Source organism: Tissierella carlieri (assembly GCF_018917285.1).
GTDB classification, from domain to species: domain Bacteria; phylum Bacillota; class Clostridia; order Tissierellales; family Tissierellaceae; genus Tissierella; species Tissierella carlieri.
Genome location: NZ_JAHLOH010000053.1, coordinates 160,204 through 176,706 on the forward strand (window position 1 = coordinate 160,204; position 16,503 = coordinate 176,706).

At 29.4% G+C, this 16,503-nt stretch carries 15 protein-coding genes; all 15 read left to right on the plus strand.

The window, feature by feature from the left end:
• Positions 1-213: 213 nt before the first annotated feature.
• The 15 genes from KQI38_RS19830 (at position 214) to KQI38_RS19900 (ending at position 16,436) form a co-directional block, all read left to right on the plus strand.
• On the plus strand, positions 214-2,310 hold the full coding sequence (locus KQI38_RS19830) for a polyribonucleotide nucleotidyltransferase (RefSeq protein WP_216562557.1): 2,097 nt from the start codon (positions 214-216) through the stop codon (positions 2,308-2,310).
• Positions 2,311-2,413: 103 nt separating this feature from the next.
• The gene (locus KQI38_RS19835) at positions 2,414-3,130 is read left to right on the plus strand and encodes a polysaccharide deacetylase family protein (RefSeq protein WP_216562559.1); all 717 of its coding nucleotides are present in this window, start codon (positions 2,414-2,416) and stop codon (positions 3,128-3,130) included.
• A gap of 138 nt (positions 3,131-3,268) precedes the next feature.
• Entirely contained in the window at positions 3,269-4,540 is a 1,272-nt protein-coding gene (locus KQI38_RS19840) for a M16 family metallopeptidase (RefSeq protein WP_216562561.1), read from the plus strand.
• 15 nt (positions 4,541-4,555) lie between these two features.
• Complete coding sequence (dut, locus tag KQI38_RS19845; protein ID WP_216562563.1) at positions 4,556-4,987, plus strand: dUTP diphosphatase; 432 nt, start codon at positions 4,556-4,558, stop codon at positions 4,985-4,987.
• Between the two features lie 87 nt (positions 4,988-5,074).
• Entirely contained in the window at positions 5,075-5,314 is a 240-nt protein-coding gene (locus tag KQI38_RS19850; RefSeq protein WP_216562565.1) for a YlmC/YmxH family sporulation protein, read from the plus strand.
• Between the two features lie 421 nt (positions 5,315-5,735).
• Entirely contained in the window at positions 5,736-6,428 is a 693-nt protein-coding gene (locus tag KQI38_RS19855) for a ClpP family protease (RefSeq protein ID WP_216562567.1), read from the plus strand.
• Between the two features lie 216 nt (positions 6,429-6,644).
• Entirely contained in the window at positions 6,645-8,777 is a 2,133-nt protein-coding gene (locus KQI38_RS19860) for a DNA translocase FtsK (protein ID WP_216562648.1), read from the plus strand.
• Between the two features lie 11 nt (positions 8,778-8,788).
• Positions 8,789-10,114 (plus strand): 30S ribosomal protein S12 methylthiotransferase RimO, encoded by a 1,326-nt coding sequence (rimO, locus tag KQI38_RS19865; protein WP_216562569.1) that lies wholly within the window; start codon positions 8,789-8,791, stop codon positions 10,112-10,114.
• Entirely contained in the window at positions 10,114-10,659 is a 546-nt protein-coding gene (pgsA, locus tag KQI38_RS19870; protein WP_216562571.1) for a CDP-diacylglycerol--glycerol-3-phosphate 3-phosphatidyltransferase, read from the plus strand. The genes rimO and pgsA overlap by 1 nt, the downstream gene beginning before the upstream one ends.
• Before the next feature lie 14 nt (positions 10,660-10,673).
• Positions 10,674-11,903: a competence/damage-inducible protein A gene (locus KQI38_RS19875; protein WP_216562573.1), complete on the plus strand. Its 1,230-nt coding sequence runs from the start codon at positions 10,674-10,676 to the stop codon at positions 11,901-11,903.
• An 88-nt stretch (positions 11,904-11,991) separates the two neighbouring features.
• Positions 11,992-13,035: a recombinase RecA gene (gene recA / locus KQI38_RS19880; RefSeq protein WP_216562575.1), complete on the plus strand. Its 1,044-nt coding sequence runs from the start codon at positions 11,992-11,994 to the stop codon at positions 13,033-13,035.
• A 40-nt stretch (positions 13,036-13,075) separates the two neighbouring features.
• A complete protein-coding gene (locus KQI38_RS19885) occupies positions 13,076-14,074 on the plus strand; it encodes a metallophosphoesterase family protein (protein WP_338114491.1) in 999 nt (332 codons plus the stop codon).
• 1 nt (position 14,075) lies between these two features.
• Entirely contained in the window at positions 14,076-15,518 is a 1,443-nt protein-coding gene (locus KQI38_RS19890) for an AAA family ATPase (RefSeq protein WP_216562577.1), read from the plus strand.
• Between the two features lie 11 nt (positions 15,519-15,529).
• A complete protein-coding gene (locus tag KQI38_RS19895; RefSeq protein WP_216562579.1) occupies positions 15,530-15,778 on the plus strand; it encodes a hypothetical protein in 249 nt (82 codons plus the stop codon).
• Positions 15,779-15,782: 4 nt separating this feature from the next.
• Complete coding sequence (locus KQI38_RS19900) at positions 15,783-16,436, plus strand: DNA repair protein RecN (RefSeq protein ID WP_216562581.1); 654 nt, start codon at positions 15,783-15,785, stop codon at positions 16,434-16,436.
• Positions 16,437-16,503: the final 67 nt, after the last annotated feature.

Genomic DNA, 16,503 nt, shown 5'->3' on the forward strand with positions numbered 1-16,503 from the left:
ATAACGAAGAGGAAAGTTTTTAATACTATATATTAAAAACTACTTGTCCTAAATTAGCTTTAAGCAGATTGTTGAAATCTTTGATTTCGTACAAATCGCTTATGCAGTGGCCAAGAAAAGCTACATCGATATTTTGTTAGAAGCTTTTCTTATTTTAGATATTTTTATTAAATAAGGATATAATAAATATATTAAAGATTAAGGAGGTATTGCATGGAAAGAAAATTCCAGTATAAATTAGCTGGTAGAGACCTCACTGTAACCATAGGCAAAGTAGCAGAACAGGCTAGTGGTGCTTGCATGGTACAATATGGAGATACAGTGGTTCTAGCGACTACTACAGCTTCTAAGGAACCAAGAGAAGGGATAGACTTTTTTCCCCTTAGTGTTGATTACGAAGAAAAACTATATTCAGTAGGGAAAATACCTGGAGGGTTTATTAAGAGAGAAGGTAGACCAAGTGAAAAAGCAATTTTAACTTCAAGGCTTATAGATAGACCCCTTAGACCATTATTTCCGGATGGATATAGAAATGATGTACAAGTTATAGCTACGGTCTTATCTGTTGATCAGGATCATTCACCAGAAATAGTTGCGATGATAGGCTCTTCTATAGCTTTATCTATATCAGATATTCCTTTCAATGGTCCTACAGGATCAGCTCTTATAGGGCTAATAGATGGAAAATTTATCATTAACCCAACTAGCGAAGAAAGAGACAAATCTGAAATTCATCTTGTAGTGGCAGGAACAAAAGATGCTATAATGATGGTAGAAGCAGGTGCAAATGAAGTTACAGAGGAAGTTATGCTAGAAGGTATTTTAACGGCACATAAAGAGATTATAGAGTTATGTAATTTTATCGAGAATATTGCAAAAGAAGTAGGAAAACCTAAAAAAGAGTATAATCTATTTAAACCAAATGAAGAAATTAAAGAAAAAATCATTGACTTTAGTAGAGAGAAATTAATTGATGCTATAAGTACTTTTGAAAAACAAGAAAGATTAGATAATATTGATAAAGTAAATAAAGAAATTAAAGATGTATTTTTAGAAGAATACCCTGAATCAGAGCAGGATATCAATGAAATAATAGAAGATATGCTAAAAGAGGAAGTTAGAAGGCTAATTCTTGAAGAAGGATTGAGACCTGATAATAGAAAAGTAGATGAGATACGTCCTATTACTACTGATGTAGGTTTACTTCCAAGGACTCATGGATCTGGATTATTCACAAGAGGTCAGACTCAAGTTCTAACAATTGCTACTTTAGGTGCTATTAGTGATGCCCAAGTTATTGATGGATTAGGAGAGGAAGAATCTAAAAGATATATGCATCATTATAATTTCCCACCATATTCAGTTGGTGATGCTAGACCTTTAAGAGGCCCAGGAAGAAGAGAAATAGGGCATGGTGCATTAGCTGAAAGAGCGCTTGAACCAGTTATACCATCAGAAGATGTTTTCCCTTATACTATTAGACTTGTATCTGAAGTTCTTAGCTCAAATGGATCTTCATCACAAGCTAGTGTTTGTGGAAGCACTCTAGCCTTATTAGATGCAGGTGTACCTATAAAATCTCCTGTAGCTGGAATAGCCATGGGATTGATAAAAGAAGATAGTAAGGTAGCTATTCTTTCCGATATACAAGGTATGGAAGATCATTTAGGAGATATGGACTTTAAAGTAGCTGGAACTAAAGATGGAATTACAGCTATACAAATGGATATAAAAATAGCAGGAATAGATAAACCAATTTTAGAGGAAGCTCTAGAGAAAGCTAGAAAGGGAAGACTTTATATTCTAGATAAAATGGCTGAAACGATTTCAATTCCAAGAGAAAATTTATCACCTTATGCACCAAAAATGTATACAATGCAAGTAAATCCAGATAAAATAAGAGATATAATCGGGCCTGGCGGTAAAATGATTAATAAGATAATCGATGAAACAGGTGTAAAAATTGATATTGACGATGATGGTAAGGTATTCATTGCTTCAGTAACTCAAGAAGACGGAGAAAAAGCAATGGATATGATAAATAAAATAGTTAAAGAAGTTGAAGTAGGAGATATTTACTTAGGTAAGGTAACACGTATAACTAATTTTGGTGCTTTTGTAGATGTTCTAAATGGTAAAGAAGGCTTACTTCATATATCTAATATAGCTAGAGAAAGAGTAAATAAAGTAGAGGATGTATTAGCTATAGGAGATGAAATATTAGTTAAAGTCATGGAAATAGACAATCAAGGTAGAGTAAATCTATCTAGAAAAGTACTATTGCCTGAAGAAACTAAAACTGAAGAGTAATATACTAATGCATGAACCAAAATAAGGTTCATGTTTTTGTTTTTAGGATATTTTCTCAATCCCTTGAATATATATAGATATAAAAGACATTGGAGGGATATATATGAGATTAGTCGTCATAAATAAAAAGACTTTATTAACTATTTTAATTGTGTTAATATTAGCTATAATAGCCTTAGGTATTTCAGTAGTTTATAACAAATCAGAAGAGACCTTTAATTCTGATGTATATTATCAAGGAAATATTGATGACAAGATAATAGCATTTGCTTGTAATGTTGATTGGGGAAATGAGCACATTCCAAACATGTTACAAATTTTCAAGGATAATGATATTAAAATTACATATTTTGTAACAGGTCAATGGGCTGAAAAAAATAAAGATATACTAAAGACTATATACGATAATAAACATGAAATTGGGAACCATGGTTATAGCCACAAGGACTATGATAAGTTATCTTATGATAGAAACAAAGAAGAAATACTGAAGGCTCATAATATAATTAAAGAAACTCTAAATATTGATTCAAAGTATTTTGCTCCCCCATCAGGTGCTTATAATGATAATACGATAAAAGCGGCAAAGGATTTAGGGTATGAACTTATAATGTGGAGTATAGATACCATAGACTGGAGAAAGGATAGTACAAAAAATGTTATTATTGAAAGAGTTACTTCAAAAGCACATAACTCTGCAATTGTTTTAATGCATCCAACAGAGGAGACCGTTAAAGCATTGCCAGAAATAATAAAATATCTATACCAAAATGGCTATAAAATTGGTACAATAAGTGATGTAATAAGAAAAGCACCATAACTAGTTGAAGATGGCTTTTTTTGCCACTGCATAAACAACTTACATGAAATCAAAGTTGCCGGCAATCTGCTTAAAACTCAATTAGTTCAAGTTCCTAATAAAGAAATAAAAAATGACTAGTAGCATTGGAGGAGAATAATGTATTTAATAGACAAACTAGATAATGGTATAAGAGTTGTCATGGAGAAGATTCCCTATGTCAACTCTGTTTCTATTGGAATTATAATCAATAATGGATCTATAAAAGAGGACAAGCATAATAATGGGATATCACATTTTATTGAACATATGTTATTTAAAGGTACAAAGAAACGAACTGCTAAAGATATAGCCGAAGCAATAGATAACATAGGTGGTCAATTAAATGCTTTCACCAGTAAGGAAAGTACCTGCTATTATGCTAAGGTATTATATAATCATATAGATATTGCCATAGACGTATTAGGAGATATGTTGACTAATTCAATATTTTCAGAATCAGATATAGAAAAGGAAAAAGCAGTGATAATAGAAGAAATAAATATGTATTTAGACTCTCCAGAAGATATGGTTAATGATCTACTAAATGAGATAATGTTTGAAAACACATCCCTTGGTCGTCCAATCCTTGGTACAGAAGAAACAATTAAAAACTTAAGTAGAGAAAAAATTATTGATTATTTTATTAATAATTATCGGCCTGAAAATATAGTAATATCTTTAGCTGGTAATATTAATACTAAGGAAGTTTTTAAAATGTTAAATTATCATTTTGGCAACTTTAATAACTCAAATAAAAAGATTTATGAGATTAATAGTATTTATAATTTTACTAATAAAATAAAAGGAATTAATAAAAATACAGAGCAATTAAATTTTTGCATTGGCATGGAAGGAGTGCCAGTTACTTCTGAATATGTAGAAGGTCTATTGGTATTAAATAATATCTTTGGCGGCAGTATGAGTTCAAGATTATTTCAAAAAATTAGAGAAGATTTAGGATTAGCTTATGCAGTGGAATCATATCCATCATCATATAAGGATATAGGTATATTAACTATATATGCTGGATTGCATCCATCTCAATTATTAAAGACAGTAAAACATATAGAAAATGAAATGAATGATATTAGAAATAATATAATTTCAAAAGATGAGTTAGATAAATCTAAAGAACAGCTAAAAGGTAGTTATGTTCTTGGCATGGAAGGAACTTTTAGTCGAATGTATGAAATAGGAAAGTCTCTTTCTATTTTTAATATGGTTCAATCTCCTGATGAGGTATTAAATAAAATAGATAAAGTGAGTGTAAATAATATAAAAGAAATAATTAGTATTATATTTAATAGAGAAAAAATCAATATTGCATATGTTGGAGATATTGAAAATCAAAATATTATTGAAGATAAAATAAAAAATATATTATTTTAATGGAGTGTGATTAATTTGAAAGTAAATGTAATAAATAAATCTCAGTTTGAATTACCAAAATATGAAACGGAAGGATCAGCTGGAATAGATTTACAGGCTAATATTGATGGTCCTATAGAGTTGAAACCATTTGATAGGACATTGATACCCACTGGTTTGTTTATCTCAATACCAAAGGGCTTCGAAGCTCAAATTAGAGGAAGATCAGGTTTAGCTTTAAATCATGGAATAACATTAGCAAATGGTATAGGAACAATAGATAGTGACTATAGAGGTGAAATTAAAGTTATTCTCATTAACCTTGGAAAAGAGTCTTATACAATCAATATAGGTGATAGGATTGCACAGATGGTATTTATTAAATATGAAAAGGCTGATTTAATAGTAACTGATGAATTAGATAAAACTGCTAGAGGAAAAGGGGGGTTTGGGCATTCAGGATATTAGTATCTAATAAGATGTTATCATAAATGATAATGCATAAAATCAAATCTCTGGAATATTATTTAATATATATAATTAGGAGGAGATCTTATGCGTTTACTCGAATTAGGTCAAAAAGAAATAGTAAATTTAAATAATGGAGGAAGACTTGGCTTAATAGCTGATAGTGATTTTTTAATTGATGAAGAAACTGGCAAAATTATATCCTTATTAGTTCCTGAAAAAAGATTAGGTTTCAGGATTCTAGGATTAGAAAGCAATGGTACAGAAATACCTTGGAATGCAATTAGAAAAATAGGCTATGATATGATTATAATAGAATTAGACTGATAAATTTAGATAGCTATTATATATTTTATTACATATATTCTTAATTAAGAATATATGTAATTTTCTTTATATCCCATAGGAAAGTTCCCATTTACCTAGCAATGAAAGAATCTGATTTAAATCTAAAATACTATTATTTTAAATAATAAACATCAATATATCTAAATCTTTACATTAAAAATTTAAAATCTTTTAGATAGATAAGGACCATTGAGGTCCTATTTATTTTTCCCTTAAAACTTTATTTGCTTTTTATATAAAATCTTATAATTATTAAATTCATATAATATAGATATTTAAACACATTGTGAAGTGTTTTACGATTTTTACGGATTGACTCAGACGATAATTTATTTCTGAATAGAATATTATTATTTTTTTAAGCAAATGATATAGATATCAATTATTTTAGGAGGAAATTATGACCAAAAAAGATAACGACAAAGACTGCATGGAAAAAGAAAAATTAGAGAACATTAAAGAACTTGGAGTTGCAAATATTCCAGAGACAAAAAATAACATTCAATTTATATCTATTATTGGAGAAATAGAAGGACATACAATCTCGCCCAATGATAAAAAAGCTACAAAGTATGAACATATTATTCCCTTGTTAATAGCTGCACAGCAAGATCCTAAAATTGAGGGAATTTTCATTATTTTAAATACTGTAGGAGGAGATGTAGAGGCTGGATTAGCTCTTGCTGAATTAATAAACTCAGTTGATAAACCAAAGGTATCTTTAGTTTTAGGCGGAGGACATAGCATTGGAGTACCACTAGCTACTTCGACTGATTATTCCTTTATTGTTCCCACTGCAACTATGACCATACATCCAATTAGAACTACTGGTCTAGTTATTGGAGTACCTCAGACATTTAGGTATTTTCAAAAAATGCAGCAAAGAATAATAAACTTTATTCTAAGAACTTCAGAAATAGGTAATAAAACATTAACTGAGTTAATGTATTCAACAGATGAAATAGCCAATGATGTAGGAACAATATTAGTAGGAGAAGAAGCTGTTAAATATAAACTAATCAATGAAGTAGGCGGATTTTCCACAGCTTTAAAAAAACTTAATGATATCATAGAAAGTAAAAAAAATCTCTAATGAAGCATTATAAGATATAATTTTGAGACTCATATAAAAAAGGTTCCATTAAAATCGAGAACTTTACTATGAGTTATAAAAATAAATAGAATAGAATTCCAAATTATGCTATAATAACTACAGTATGTACTTTAAAGGGGGTATCTTAGGTACTACATAGTTAAAGAATTTGAGGTGACTTAATTGAATAAAAGTAGAAAGAAAACTACAAAGAAAATGGAAGACAAGAATAAATATAATAAGGATATTATGGGAGTCATTATTGTTGCAATAGGTATACTATCTATGATAAGTCTATTTAGTTTTAAAATGGGAATAATAGGCTCTATAATTAGAGGTACCACTTTTTCATTTATGGGCTTTGGATCTTACTTTTTCCCTTTAATTATAGTGGGGTCAGGCATGGTTTTTATTTTAGATAAATTTAATCATCAAGAAGGAAAAATAATTTTATCTATGGGGTTTATACTTTTAAGTATATTAATTATACTTGACGGAATAAATCCTTTTGATTATACATTTTATGATAGAATTAGTAATTCTATTGCTTTAAGTAAAATTGGAAAAGGCGGAGGAATTATAGGTAGCTTTTTTGGATTCTTCTTCTACAAATTATTTGGCTCCATAGGCTCTTATTTGATTTTAGGACTTATTATATTAATAAATATACTCCTAATAACAAATATTAGAGTAAAGGATATTGTCTCCATATTTAAAAAGGAGTCGAAACCGGAAATTAATAAATCAGTTAAACCTAAGGTGATAAATAACGTAGCTAATGATATAAAGCAAGAAGTAAATAAAGAGGATATTAAGATATTAGACTATACGAAAAATTCTCTTGCTAAGGATTCTCCAAAGGAGATAAAGATTAAAGAAGAAATAAATAGTATAGATACTGAAATTAAAATTAAACAAAGTAAAAACCATGTTTCTACATATAGTATTCCTTCATTATCATTACTAAAGTCACCAGCACCTAATCAAGATATAAACGATAAGAAGGAAATACTAAACAATGCTAAAATAATTGAAGAAACCATGAAAAACTTTGGAATAGATGCTATAATTACTCAAATTAATAAAGGTCCTACTATTACTTGCTATGAACTTCAACCTTCTCCAGGTATTAAACTAAGTCGAATAGTATCTTTGTCAGATAATATAGCTTTAAGTTTAGCCTCCTCTGATATTAGAATTGAAGCTCCTATACCTGGAAAGGCTGCTGTAGGAATTGAAGTTCCAAATAAAGTAAAGAGTAGTGTATTATTTAAGGAGCTAATTACTTCTGAAGAATATAATAATATTAATTCATCCGTACCTCTAGCTTTGGGAAAAGATGTATCGGGTAATGTAATTGTATCTACTATAGATAAAATGCCACATTTACTTATAGCAGGAGCTACCGGCTCAGGAAAATCTGTTTGTATTAATACCATTATCATGAGCATTTTATATAAATCATCACCTGAGGATGTTAAGCTCCTATTAATAGATCCTAAAATGGTAGAATTAAGTATATATAATGGTATTCCACATTTATTAATTCCAGTTGTTACTGATGCAAAAAAAGCTGCTTTTGCACTTAATTGGGCTGTCGATGAAATGGAAAAAAGGTATAAGCTCTTTGCTCAAAACAATGTTAGAGATATGAATTCTTATAATAGCAAGGTCAAAGCTAGTAATGGAGAAGAACTTCCTACGATAGTTATAATTATCGATGAATTAGCTGATTTAATGATGGTTTCAGCTCAAGAAATAGAAGATTATATTTGTAGACTTGCTCAGATGGCCAGAGCAGCAGGAATGTATCTTATCGTAGCCACTCAAAGACCTTCTGTAGATGTTATAACTGGTACCATAAAAGCTAATATACCTTCGAGAATATCCTTTGCTGTATCTTCCCAGGTAGATTCCAGAACTATTTTAGATATGGCGGGAGCTGAGAAGCTTCTAGGAAAGGGAGATATGCTATTCTATCCTTCTTTCTATTCAAAACCCTCTAGATTACAAGGTGCTTTTATATCCGATGAAGAGGTAGAGGCTGTTGTTAACTCTCTAAAGGCTCAGGATATAACTGATTATAATGAAGATATTATTGAAATAGTTGAAAGCCCAAGAGAAATACAGTTCAATGATAGTGACGATCTCCTACCCACTGCTATAGAGCTAGTGGTTGGGGAAGGACAGGCTTCAATATCACTATTACAAAGAAGATTGAAAATTGGTTATGCAAGGGCAGCAAGAATAATAGATGAAATGGAAGAGAGAGGTGTAATAGGAGGATATGAGGGGAGCAAACCCAGAAAAGTCCTATTATCACCTGAAGATTTAGATTCAATACTTTAAGGAGAGATAAGATGAAGTTAAGAAAAATTTATATTGTTACTTTAGGATGTTCAAAAAATGAAATAGATTCGGAACTAATGATAAGTATAATGAAGGACAATAATTATGAGGTAGCTGATACATTAGATGAGGCTGATATCATTATTGTCAATACCTGTGGCTTTATAGAGAAAGCAAAGGAAGAATCCATAGAAACAATTTGGGAAATGACTAGATATAAAAATGAAGGTAATTGTAAATACTTAATATTAGCTGGCTGTTTAGCACAAAGATATTCCCAAGAACTAATGGATGAAATTCCTGATATTGATGCAATAATAGGCACAGGAAATATTAGAGATATATCTTCTGTAGTCAAAGAACTAGATTTGAAATCTGAGAAAATTAAAAAGATAGATAATATTGATACAGATTATTTAGAAGATATTAAAAGAATTAATTTTAATACTACTGAATATGTAAGGATATCTGAGGGCTGCGATAATTTTTGCACCTATTGCATTATTCCTAAGTTAAGAGGAAAACATAGGAGTAGGCAAATGGAGGATATAATAAAAGAAGTAAAATATTTAGCTGCAAACGGTGTAAAAGAAATTATCTTAATTGGACAAAATACTTCTGATTATGGAATTGATTTATATGGTGAATATTCTTTATATAAATTATTAGATGAATTGAATTCTATAGATAGTATTTCTTGGATTAGGATACTATATTTATATCCTGACAATTTTGATAATAATCTAATTAACTCAATAAAAAATAATCAAAAGGTAGTTAAATATGTAGATATTCCTTTACAACATATAAGTGATAATGTTTTAAAGAAGATGAACAGAAGAACAAGTAAAGAGGATATTACATCTTTAATCAATAAATTAAGAAAAGAAATACCTGAAATAGTCATTAGAACAACCTTTATTGTTGGATTTCCTGGAGAAACTGATGATGATTTTAATGAACTCTTAAGTTTTATTAAGGATACAAGATTTGAAAGATTAGGAGTCTTTACTTATTCTAAGGAAGAAGATACACCTGCTTATAGCCTTCCTAATCAAGTTCCAGAAGAAATAAAAGAATACAGAAGAGATAAAATTATGGAGGCTCAGAAGGATATATCAGAGGATATAATGATGAGTAAAGTTGGTAAAATATTTGATGTTTTAGTAGAAGAATATAGTGAAGGCGATACCTACATTGGCAGGGCATACATGGATAGTCCCGAAATAGACGGTGTGGTTTACATTAATTCTATGGAAGAAATAGAATTAGGTAGCTTTGCTGAAGTTAAAATCACAGATTATTTGGAGTATGACTTAATAGGGGAGGTAATCTAATGAATCTAGCTAACAAAATAACTATTTTTAGAGTATTTCTAGTACCAATATTCATGATTGTATTATATTCCAATATACCATATAGTACTTATGTAGCAGCAGCAATTTTTATTATTGCATCCTTGACTGATACTTTAGATGGATACATTGCTAGAAGTAGAAATATGGTCACTAACTTTGGAAAGTTCGTAGACCCTTTAGCTGATAAAGTCTTAGTATCAGCTGCTTTGATCTCCCTTGTTGAGTTAGGTAAAATTCCAGGTTGGGTTGTAGTAGTGATTATTGCAAGAGAGTTTACTATTACTGGATTTAGGGTGATTGCAGCATCTGAAGGTGTAACTATAGCAGCAAGTCCATTAGGTAAAATAAAGACTATTACGCAGCTGATAGCTATAATTGCATTATTACTTAATAATTTTCCTTTTAACCTAATTAATTTACCTTTTGCAACTATTATGTTATATATTTCCTTGTTTTTTACAATAATATCTGGAGTAGACTATATATATAAAAATAAATCTGCCCTTAAAATGGGGATTAAATAAAAGGTGATTATACTATGATAGCAGAAATTATTACAATAGGATCTGAAATTACTACAGGTAGTATTTTAAATACTCATAGTAAGTACATTTCAAGTAAATTGTTAGAACTAGGTATAGAAACTTATTATCATACATCAGTTGATGATAATAAAAAAAGAGTAAGTGATATCATAAACATAGCATTACAGAGAGCTGATATTATTATTACCACTGGAGGATTAGGTCCTACTGATGATGACTTAACAAAGGAAGTTATATCTGAAACTTTAGGCTTAGAATTAATAAGTGATAAAGATATTGAAGATAATATTAGAAATATATTTTCTAAATTAGATAAAACAATGCCCACCAATAATTTAAAACAAGCATTTAAACCAGAAGGAAGCCAATTCTTAAAAAATTCTATTGGTACGGCTCCTGGCATATTTTTATCTAAAGATAATAAAAAAATAATCATGCTTCCAGGCCCTTCTAAAGAAATGGAGCTAATGTTTAACAATGAAGTAATACCTCTTATTCATGAGGATTATAATATCATAATTAAATCTGTTAATATAATTGGTATAGGCGAGTCTCAATTAGAGATGAAAATAAAAGACCTAATAAATAAATATTCAGATATTATAATTGCTACTTTTGCAAAAGAAGGAGAAGTTGAAGTCAAAATAATTGGTAAAGGAAAAAATAAAGATATTATTGAAAATAAAATCAATAATGTAATTAAAATACTCGAACAGAGATTTCATGAATATATATATGGATTTGATAATATTCCAATAGAAATCATTGTATTTAATTTATTAAAGGAAATAAATTATAAAATTGGATTTTGTGAATCCTGCACAGGCGGATTAATAAGTAGTCGCTTCAGTCGTATACCTGGTGTATCTCAAGTATTTGATAGAAGTATTGTTACCTATAGCAACAATGCAAAAATGGAGGAACTTGGGGTGAATTCTAATACATTAGAAAAATATGGTGCAGTAAGTGAGGAAACTGCCATAGAAATGGCTAATGGATTACTTAATAGAGATAACTTAGATTTATCGTTATCTGTAACAGGAATTGCTGGACCTGATGGAGGAACTGAAGAAAAACCCATTGGTTTAGTATATCTATGTATTTCTACTAAAGATAAATCTATGCCTATTAAGTGTAATTTTAATGGAAATAGAGAGTCTATACAAAATAAGACAGCTACAAGAGCATTTTTTGAGTTGAGAAAATTTTTATTAAATAAATGATTGACTTAATTTAAAATATATTGTAATATAGAATTAGAACTAACGTTCGTAAATTGAAAGGGGTGACTCCAGTTCAACTGGGATACTTATGATCGATAACATTGAGAAGAAAAAGGCTTTGGATTTAACCTTAAGTCAAATTGAAAAACAGTTTGGAAAAGGTTCTATTATGCGACTAGGTGAAGATGCAAAATTAAATATCGACGTAATACCAACTGGCTCCTTAGATCTTGATATTGCTTTAGGAATTGGTGGAGTACCACGTGGTAGGATAATTGAAATATTTGGTCCAGAATCTTCAGGTAAGACTACTGTATCTCTTCATATAATTGCAGAAGCTCAAAGATTAGGAGGTATTGCAGCTTTTATAGATGCAGAGCATGCTCTAGATCCTGCTTATGCAAAAAAATTAGGTGTAGATATTGAAAATTTAGTAATATCTCAACCAGATACAGGAGAACAAGCTTTAGAAATAGCTGAAGCTTTAGTACGAAGCGGTGCAATAGATATAGTTGTAGTTGACTCTGTAGCTGCCTTAGTACCTAAAGCAGAAATAGAAGGTGAGATGGGTGATAGTCATATTGGACTTCAAGCTAGACTTATGTCTCAAGCCCTCAGAAAACTAGCAGGTACAATTAATAAGTCAAATTCAACTGTGGTATTTATCAATCAGCTTAGAGAAAAAGTTGGAGTTATGTTTGGTAGTCCTGAAACAACAACAGGTGGTAGGGCATTGAAATTCTATGCTAGTATTAGATTAGATGTTAGAAGAATTGACTCAATAAAACAAGGTGATGAAATTATTGGAAATAGGACTAGAATTAAAGTTGTAAAAAATAAATTAGCACCACCTTTTAAACAAGCAGAATTTGATATTATGTATGGTACAGGTATATCTAAAGAAGGTAATATCTTAGACTCTGGTGTAGCTGCTAATATTGTCAACAAATCTGGTTCTTGGTATAGCTATAATGAACATAAGCTTGGTCAAGGTAGAGAAAATGCCAAAGATTTTCTAAAAGAAAATCCTGATGTATCATTAGAAATTGAAAATAAAGTTCGTGCGCAATTTGGTTTAATTGAAGACAATACTAACTCCATGGATATAACTAAAGATTCTGAGGAGAAATAATAATAAGAAATATAGACCTCCTTTAATAGGAGGTCTATTTGTGAGGTGTTATATTTTGAGGATATTATTTTTTACTGATACTCATATTAGAGGAACTACTCCTAAGAATAGAAAGGATGTGTTTATAGATACCCTTGAACAAAAATTTATAGAAATTGTTAATATAGTTAAAGAAAACAATATAGACTTTGTTCTTCATGGAGGAGATTTATTTGATAGACCGGATGTATCAATAACTGTCGCCAGTAAATTTGCTATGATTTTAGACCAGATACCTGTTCCATTATATTTAATAAGTGGAAATCATGATATCTATGGCCATAATCCTGATACTATAAATAGAACTATGCTTGGATTACTAGATGTATTAGGAGTTATAAAATTAATTAAAAGTGGAGAAAAAGTAATTCTTGAGAAGAATAATATTAAAGTGCAATTAACAGGGCAGCCCTATGTATATGATATTGATACTCCAAATCATTTAGATTACTATTTGTTAAAAGAAAGAGATAACAATGTAAATTACTATATACATATAGTTCATGGTATGTTATTGGATAGACCTTTTATAAAAGGAATTCCTTATACCTTAATTGAAGACATAAAAGATACTTTAGCAGATATTACTCTTTCAGGTCATTATCATGGAGGGTTTAAACTTACTAAAATTGATGAAAAATATTTTATCAACCCAGGTAGCTTAGTAAGAATAACAAATAGTTTGAAAGAGATTGAAAGAACACCTCAAGTAATATTGATCGAGTTAGATGATAATATTAAAATAAAACAACTTCCACTAAAGACGGCATTGCCTGGAGAAGAAGTATTAGATAGAAAAGAAATTGAAAACAATCTATTTAAGAGTGAGAGAATATTTGAATTTAAGCAAACTATAGATGCTGCTTTAGATTTTGAAAAAATGGATATAAATGAAGTATTAATGGAAGTATCTACTGCAGAAAATGTAAATGACGAAGTTAAAAGAGAAGCTTTAAGGAGAATCGCTCTTATTCAAATGAAAGGCTTAACTGGTGATTAATATGAAGTATATTGAAAAAGTAATTTTAGAAAATTTTCAATCTCATAAAAGTTCTATTATAGAATTCGATGATCAATTAAATGTTATTGTTGGTCCATCAGACAGTGGAAAAACTGCAATACTTAGAGGAATTAGATGGGCTCTCTATAATGAGCCTTCAGGAGATTATTTCATCAGAGAAGGTACTGGTGAATGTAGTGTAACGGTTATATTTAATGATGGTACAAAAATAAAAAGATATCGAAATAAAAGTAAAAATACTTACTTTCTTTATGATTCTAATAATAATGAAACTAAATTTGAAGGTTTTGGTACCTCTGTTCCCCAAGAAATCATAGATGAAACTGGAATAAAAAAAATACTATTAGATAGTGATCTCTCAAATGCAATTAATTTAAGCGATCAGTTAGAAGGAGCTTTTTTACTATCAGAAAGAGCTTCAACTAGAGCAAGTTCCATTGGAAGACTTGTAGGAGTTAATATTATTGATGATGCATTACGAGAATCATTAAAAGATAGCCGTAACTTATCTAATAGTAAAAAAAATATGGAAGACAATATATTTCAACTAGAGAAAGAATTGTGCGAATATAACTACCTAGACGAACTAGCCAATAGGATTAACCATATTGAAAAAATTAAAGATGAAATACAAGAAAAAAATAAAACCATATGCAAATATAAAGATTTGTTAAACAAGTTTTTAACTATTTTACAAGAAAAAAAAGAATTAAGCTTTTATATGAAAAAACTCGAAAGTATAAATCTAGTAGATAATGTTTTAAACCTTATTTCTTCAGATATTAATAAGTTTAATTATCTAAATAAGCAGTTTAATTCAATGAATAAATTGGCTTTAAATAAAAATGAAAATGCTAAAATTATTACTTCACTAAAAAGTATTGATAAAGTTGAAAACAACATCGCTAAGATGATTTCATCATATGATTTGAGAATCAAGCTTATAAACTGTAAATCAAAGCTAGGAAATATACAATATGAAATAGATGAACTTAAAATTATATGTAGTAAATTAAGTAATCTTAATATTTTGCAAAACAATATAAGTATGATTTCTAACAGTATTATTGAACTTAAAAAATTAGCTGATATAAAAGATAAAGAGCTCTCACTAAGAAAAAGCTTAGCTATTGGAATACGCTATGTCGAAAAGTTACAGGAAATAGATTGTATGTCTAAAATTCATATAGATTTACAGGAAAAGATTCTTCTCTTAAATAAATTAAAGAATTTATATGTTTCCTATGATTCCAATAAAGATGAAATTAAAAAAGTGAATATATTACTACAAAAGTATAAAGATGAAGTGGATAAGCAGCTATCATATTATAAAGAACTGTTATTGAAACAAGAAATTTGTCCTTTATGCTTTAGTATAATTGACAATGATAAAATTAATCATATTATAAGCCATTATAATTAGGAGGTATATTTATGGACTATGAGAAGGAACTTAATAGCTTAAAAGAAAATCTAGAAAAAGCTAAAAATTTAAAGTATAAAGCTGAGGCAAGATTAGAACAATTAAATCAGCAAGAGGAAGAAATAATTAAAGAATTAACAAGTCTTGGCATAAAGCCTGATGAGTTAGAAAGTGAAATCAATAAGTTAACATTAGATATAGATAGATTGTTTAAAGAAGCTAATGAATTATTACCTAAAGATCTATTAGAAAAGAAGTGATAAGATGATAACAGAACTACAAGAGTTAGATGATTATCTAATTAAATCAAAGGAGTATCTTGCAAGAGAATTAGGAAAGCGAGATAAAATTAAAGAACAATTGAAAGTGCAAAAAGATGCTCTTCAAAATATTGAATATGAACTTGGCTTGCTATCTAAAGTAAATATATTGTTTCAAAAAACTTCTGAATTTGCAAGAGAACAAGCTAAAAGTCAAATCGAATCTTTAGTTACTAAATGTTTACAATTTATATTTGAATCGGATATTGAATTTCTAATTGAGATTGAAGAACAAAGAGGGAAATCAAATGCCGAATTCTATGTAATTAATAAGATTGAAGATATATTGGTTAAGACTAAACCTGAGTTATCTAGAGGTGGAGGTGTAGTCGATATAGTTTCTTTGGCTTTGAGAATTGCATTTTTGCAAATTCATAAGCCAAAAATCCAAGGTCCCCTAATTCTAGATGAGCCCGCAAAGCATGTTAGTGATGAATTTATCTTTAATGTTGCCGATTTTCTTAAGCAAACCTCTGAATTGTTTAACAGACAAATAATAATGGTAACTCACAATCATCATTTAGCTGCTATAGGTAGTAATGCTTATAGGGTGGATATAAAGGGGTCTGAAAGTACTGTAACAAGGATTACGTCCTAATTACATCTTGACATTATCTAGTAAAAGTAATAGAATTGAATTATATGTATATTCTATACAGTTTATT

Bases quoted from the DNA above. Each gene is read 5' to 3' on its own strand.
- rimO (WP_216562569.1), top strand. From the start codon at position 8,789: ATGAAGTTAAGAAAAATTTATATTGTTACTTTAGGATGTTCAAAAAAT.
- KQI38_RS19840 (WP_216562561.1), top strand. From the start codon at position 3,269: ATGTATTTAATAGACAAACTAGATAATGGTATAAGAGTTGTCATGGAG.
- KQI38_RS19830 (WP_216562557.1), top strand. From the start codon at position 214: ATGGAAAGAAAATTCCAGTATAAATTAGCTGGTAGAGACCTCACTGTA.
- recA (WP_216562575.1), top strand. From the start codon at position 11,992: ATGATCGATAACATTGAGAAGAAAAAGGCTTTGGATTTAACCTTAAGT.
- KQI38_RS19900 (WP_216562581.1), top strand. From the start codon at position 15,783: ATGATAACAGAACTACAAGAGTTAGATGATTATCTAATTAAATCAAAG.
- KQI38_RS19895 (WP_216562579.1), top strand. From the start codon at position 15,530: ATGGACTATGAGAAGGAACTTAATAGCTTAAAAGAAAATCTAGAAAAA.
- KQI38_RS19835 (WP_216562559.1), top strand. From the start codon at position 2,414: ATGAGATTAGTCGTCATAAATAAAAAGACTTTATTAACTATTTTAATT.
- KQI38_RS19890 (WP_216562577.1), top strand. From the start codon at position 14,076: ATGAAGTATATTGAAAAAGTAATTTTAGAAAATTTTCAATCTCATAAA.
- KQI38_RS19875 (WP_216562573.1), top strand. From the start codon at position 10,674: ATGATAGCAGAAATTATTACAATAGGATCTGAAATTACTACAGGTAGT.
- KQI38_RS19850 (WP_216562565.1), top strand. From the start codon at position 5,075: ATGCGTTTACTCGAATTAGGTCAAAAAGAAATAGTAAATTTAAATAAT.
- KQI38_RS19860 (WP_216562648.1), top strand. From the start codon at position 6,645: ATGGAAGACAAGAATAAATATAATAAGGATATTATGGGAGTCATTATT.
- KQI38_RS19855 (WP_216562567.1), top strand. From the start codon at position 5,736: ATGACCAAAAAAGATAACGACAAAGACTGCATGGAAAAAGAAAAATTA.
- pgsA (WP_216562571.1), top strand. From the start codon at position 10,114: ATGAATCTAGCTAACAAAATAACTATTTTTAGAGTATTTCTAGTACCA.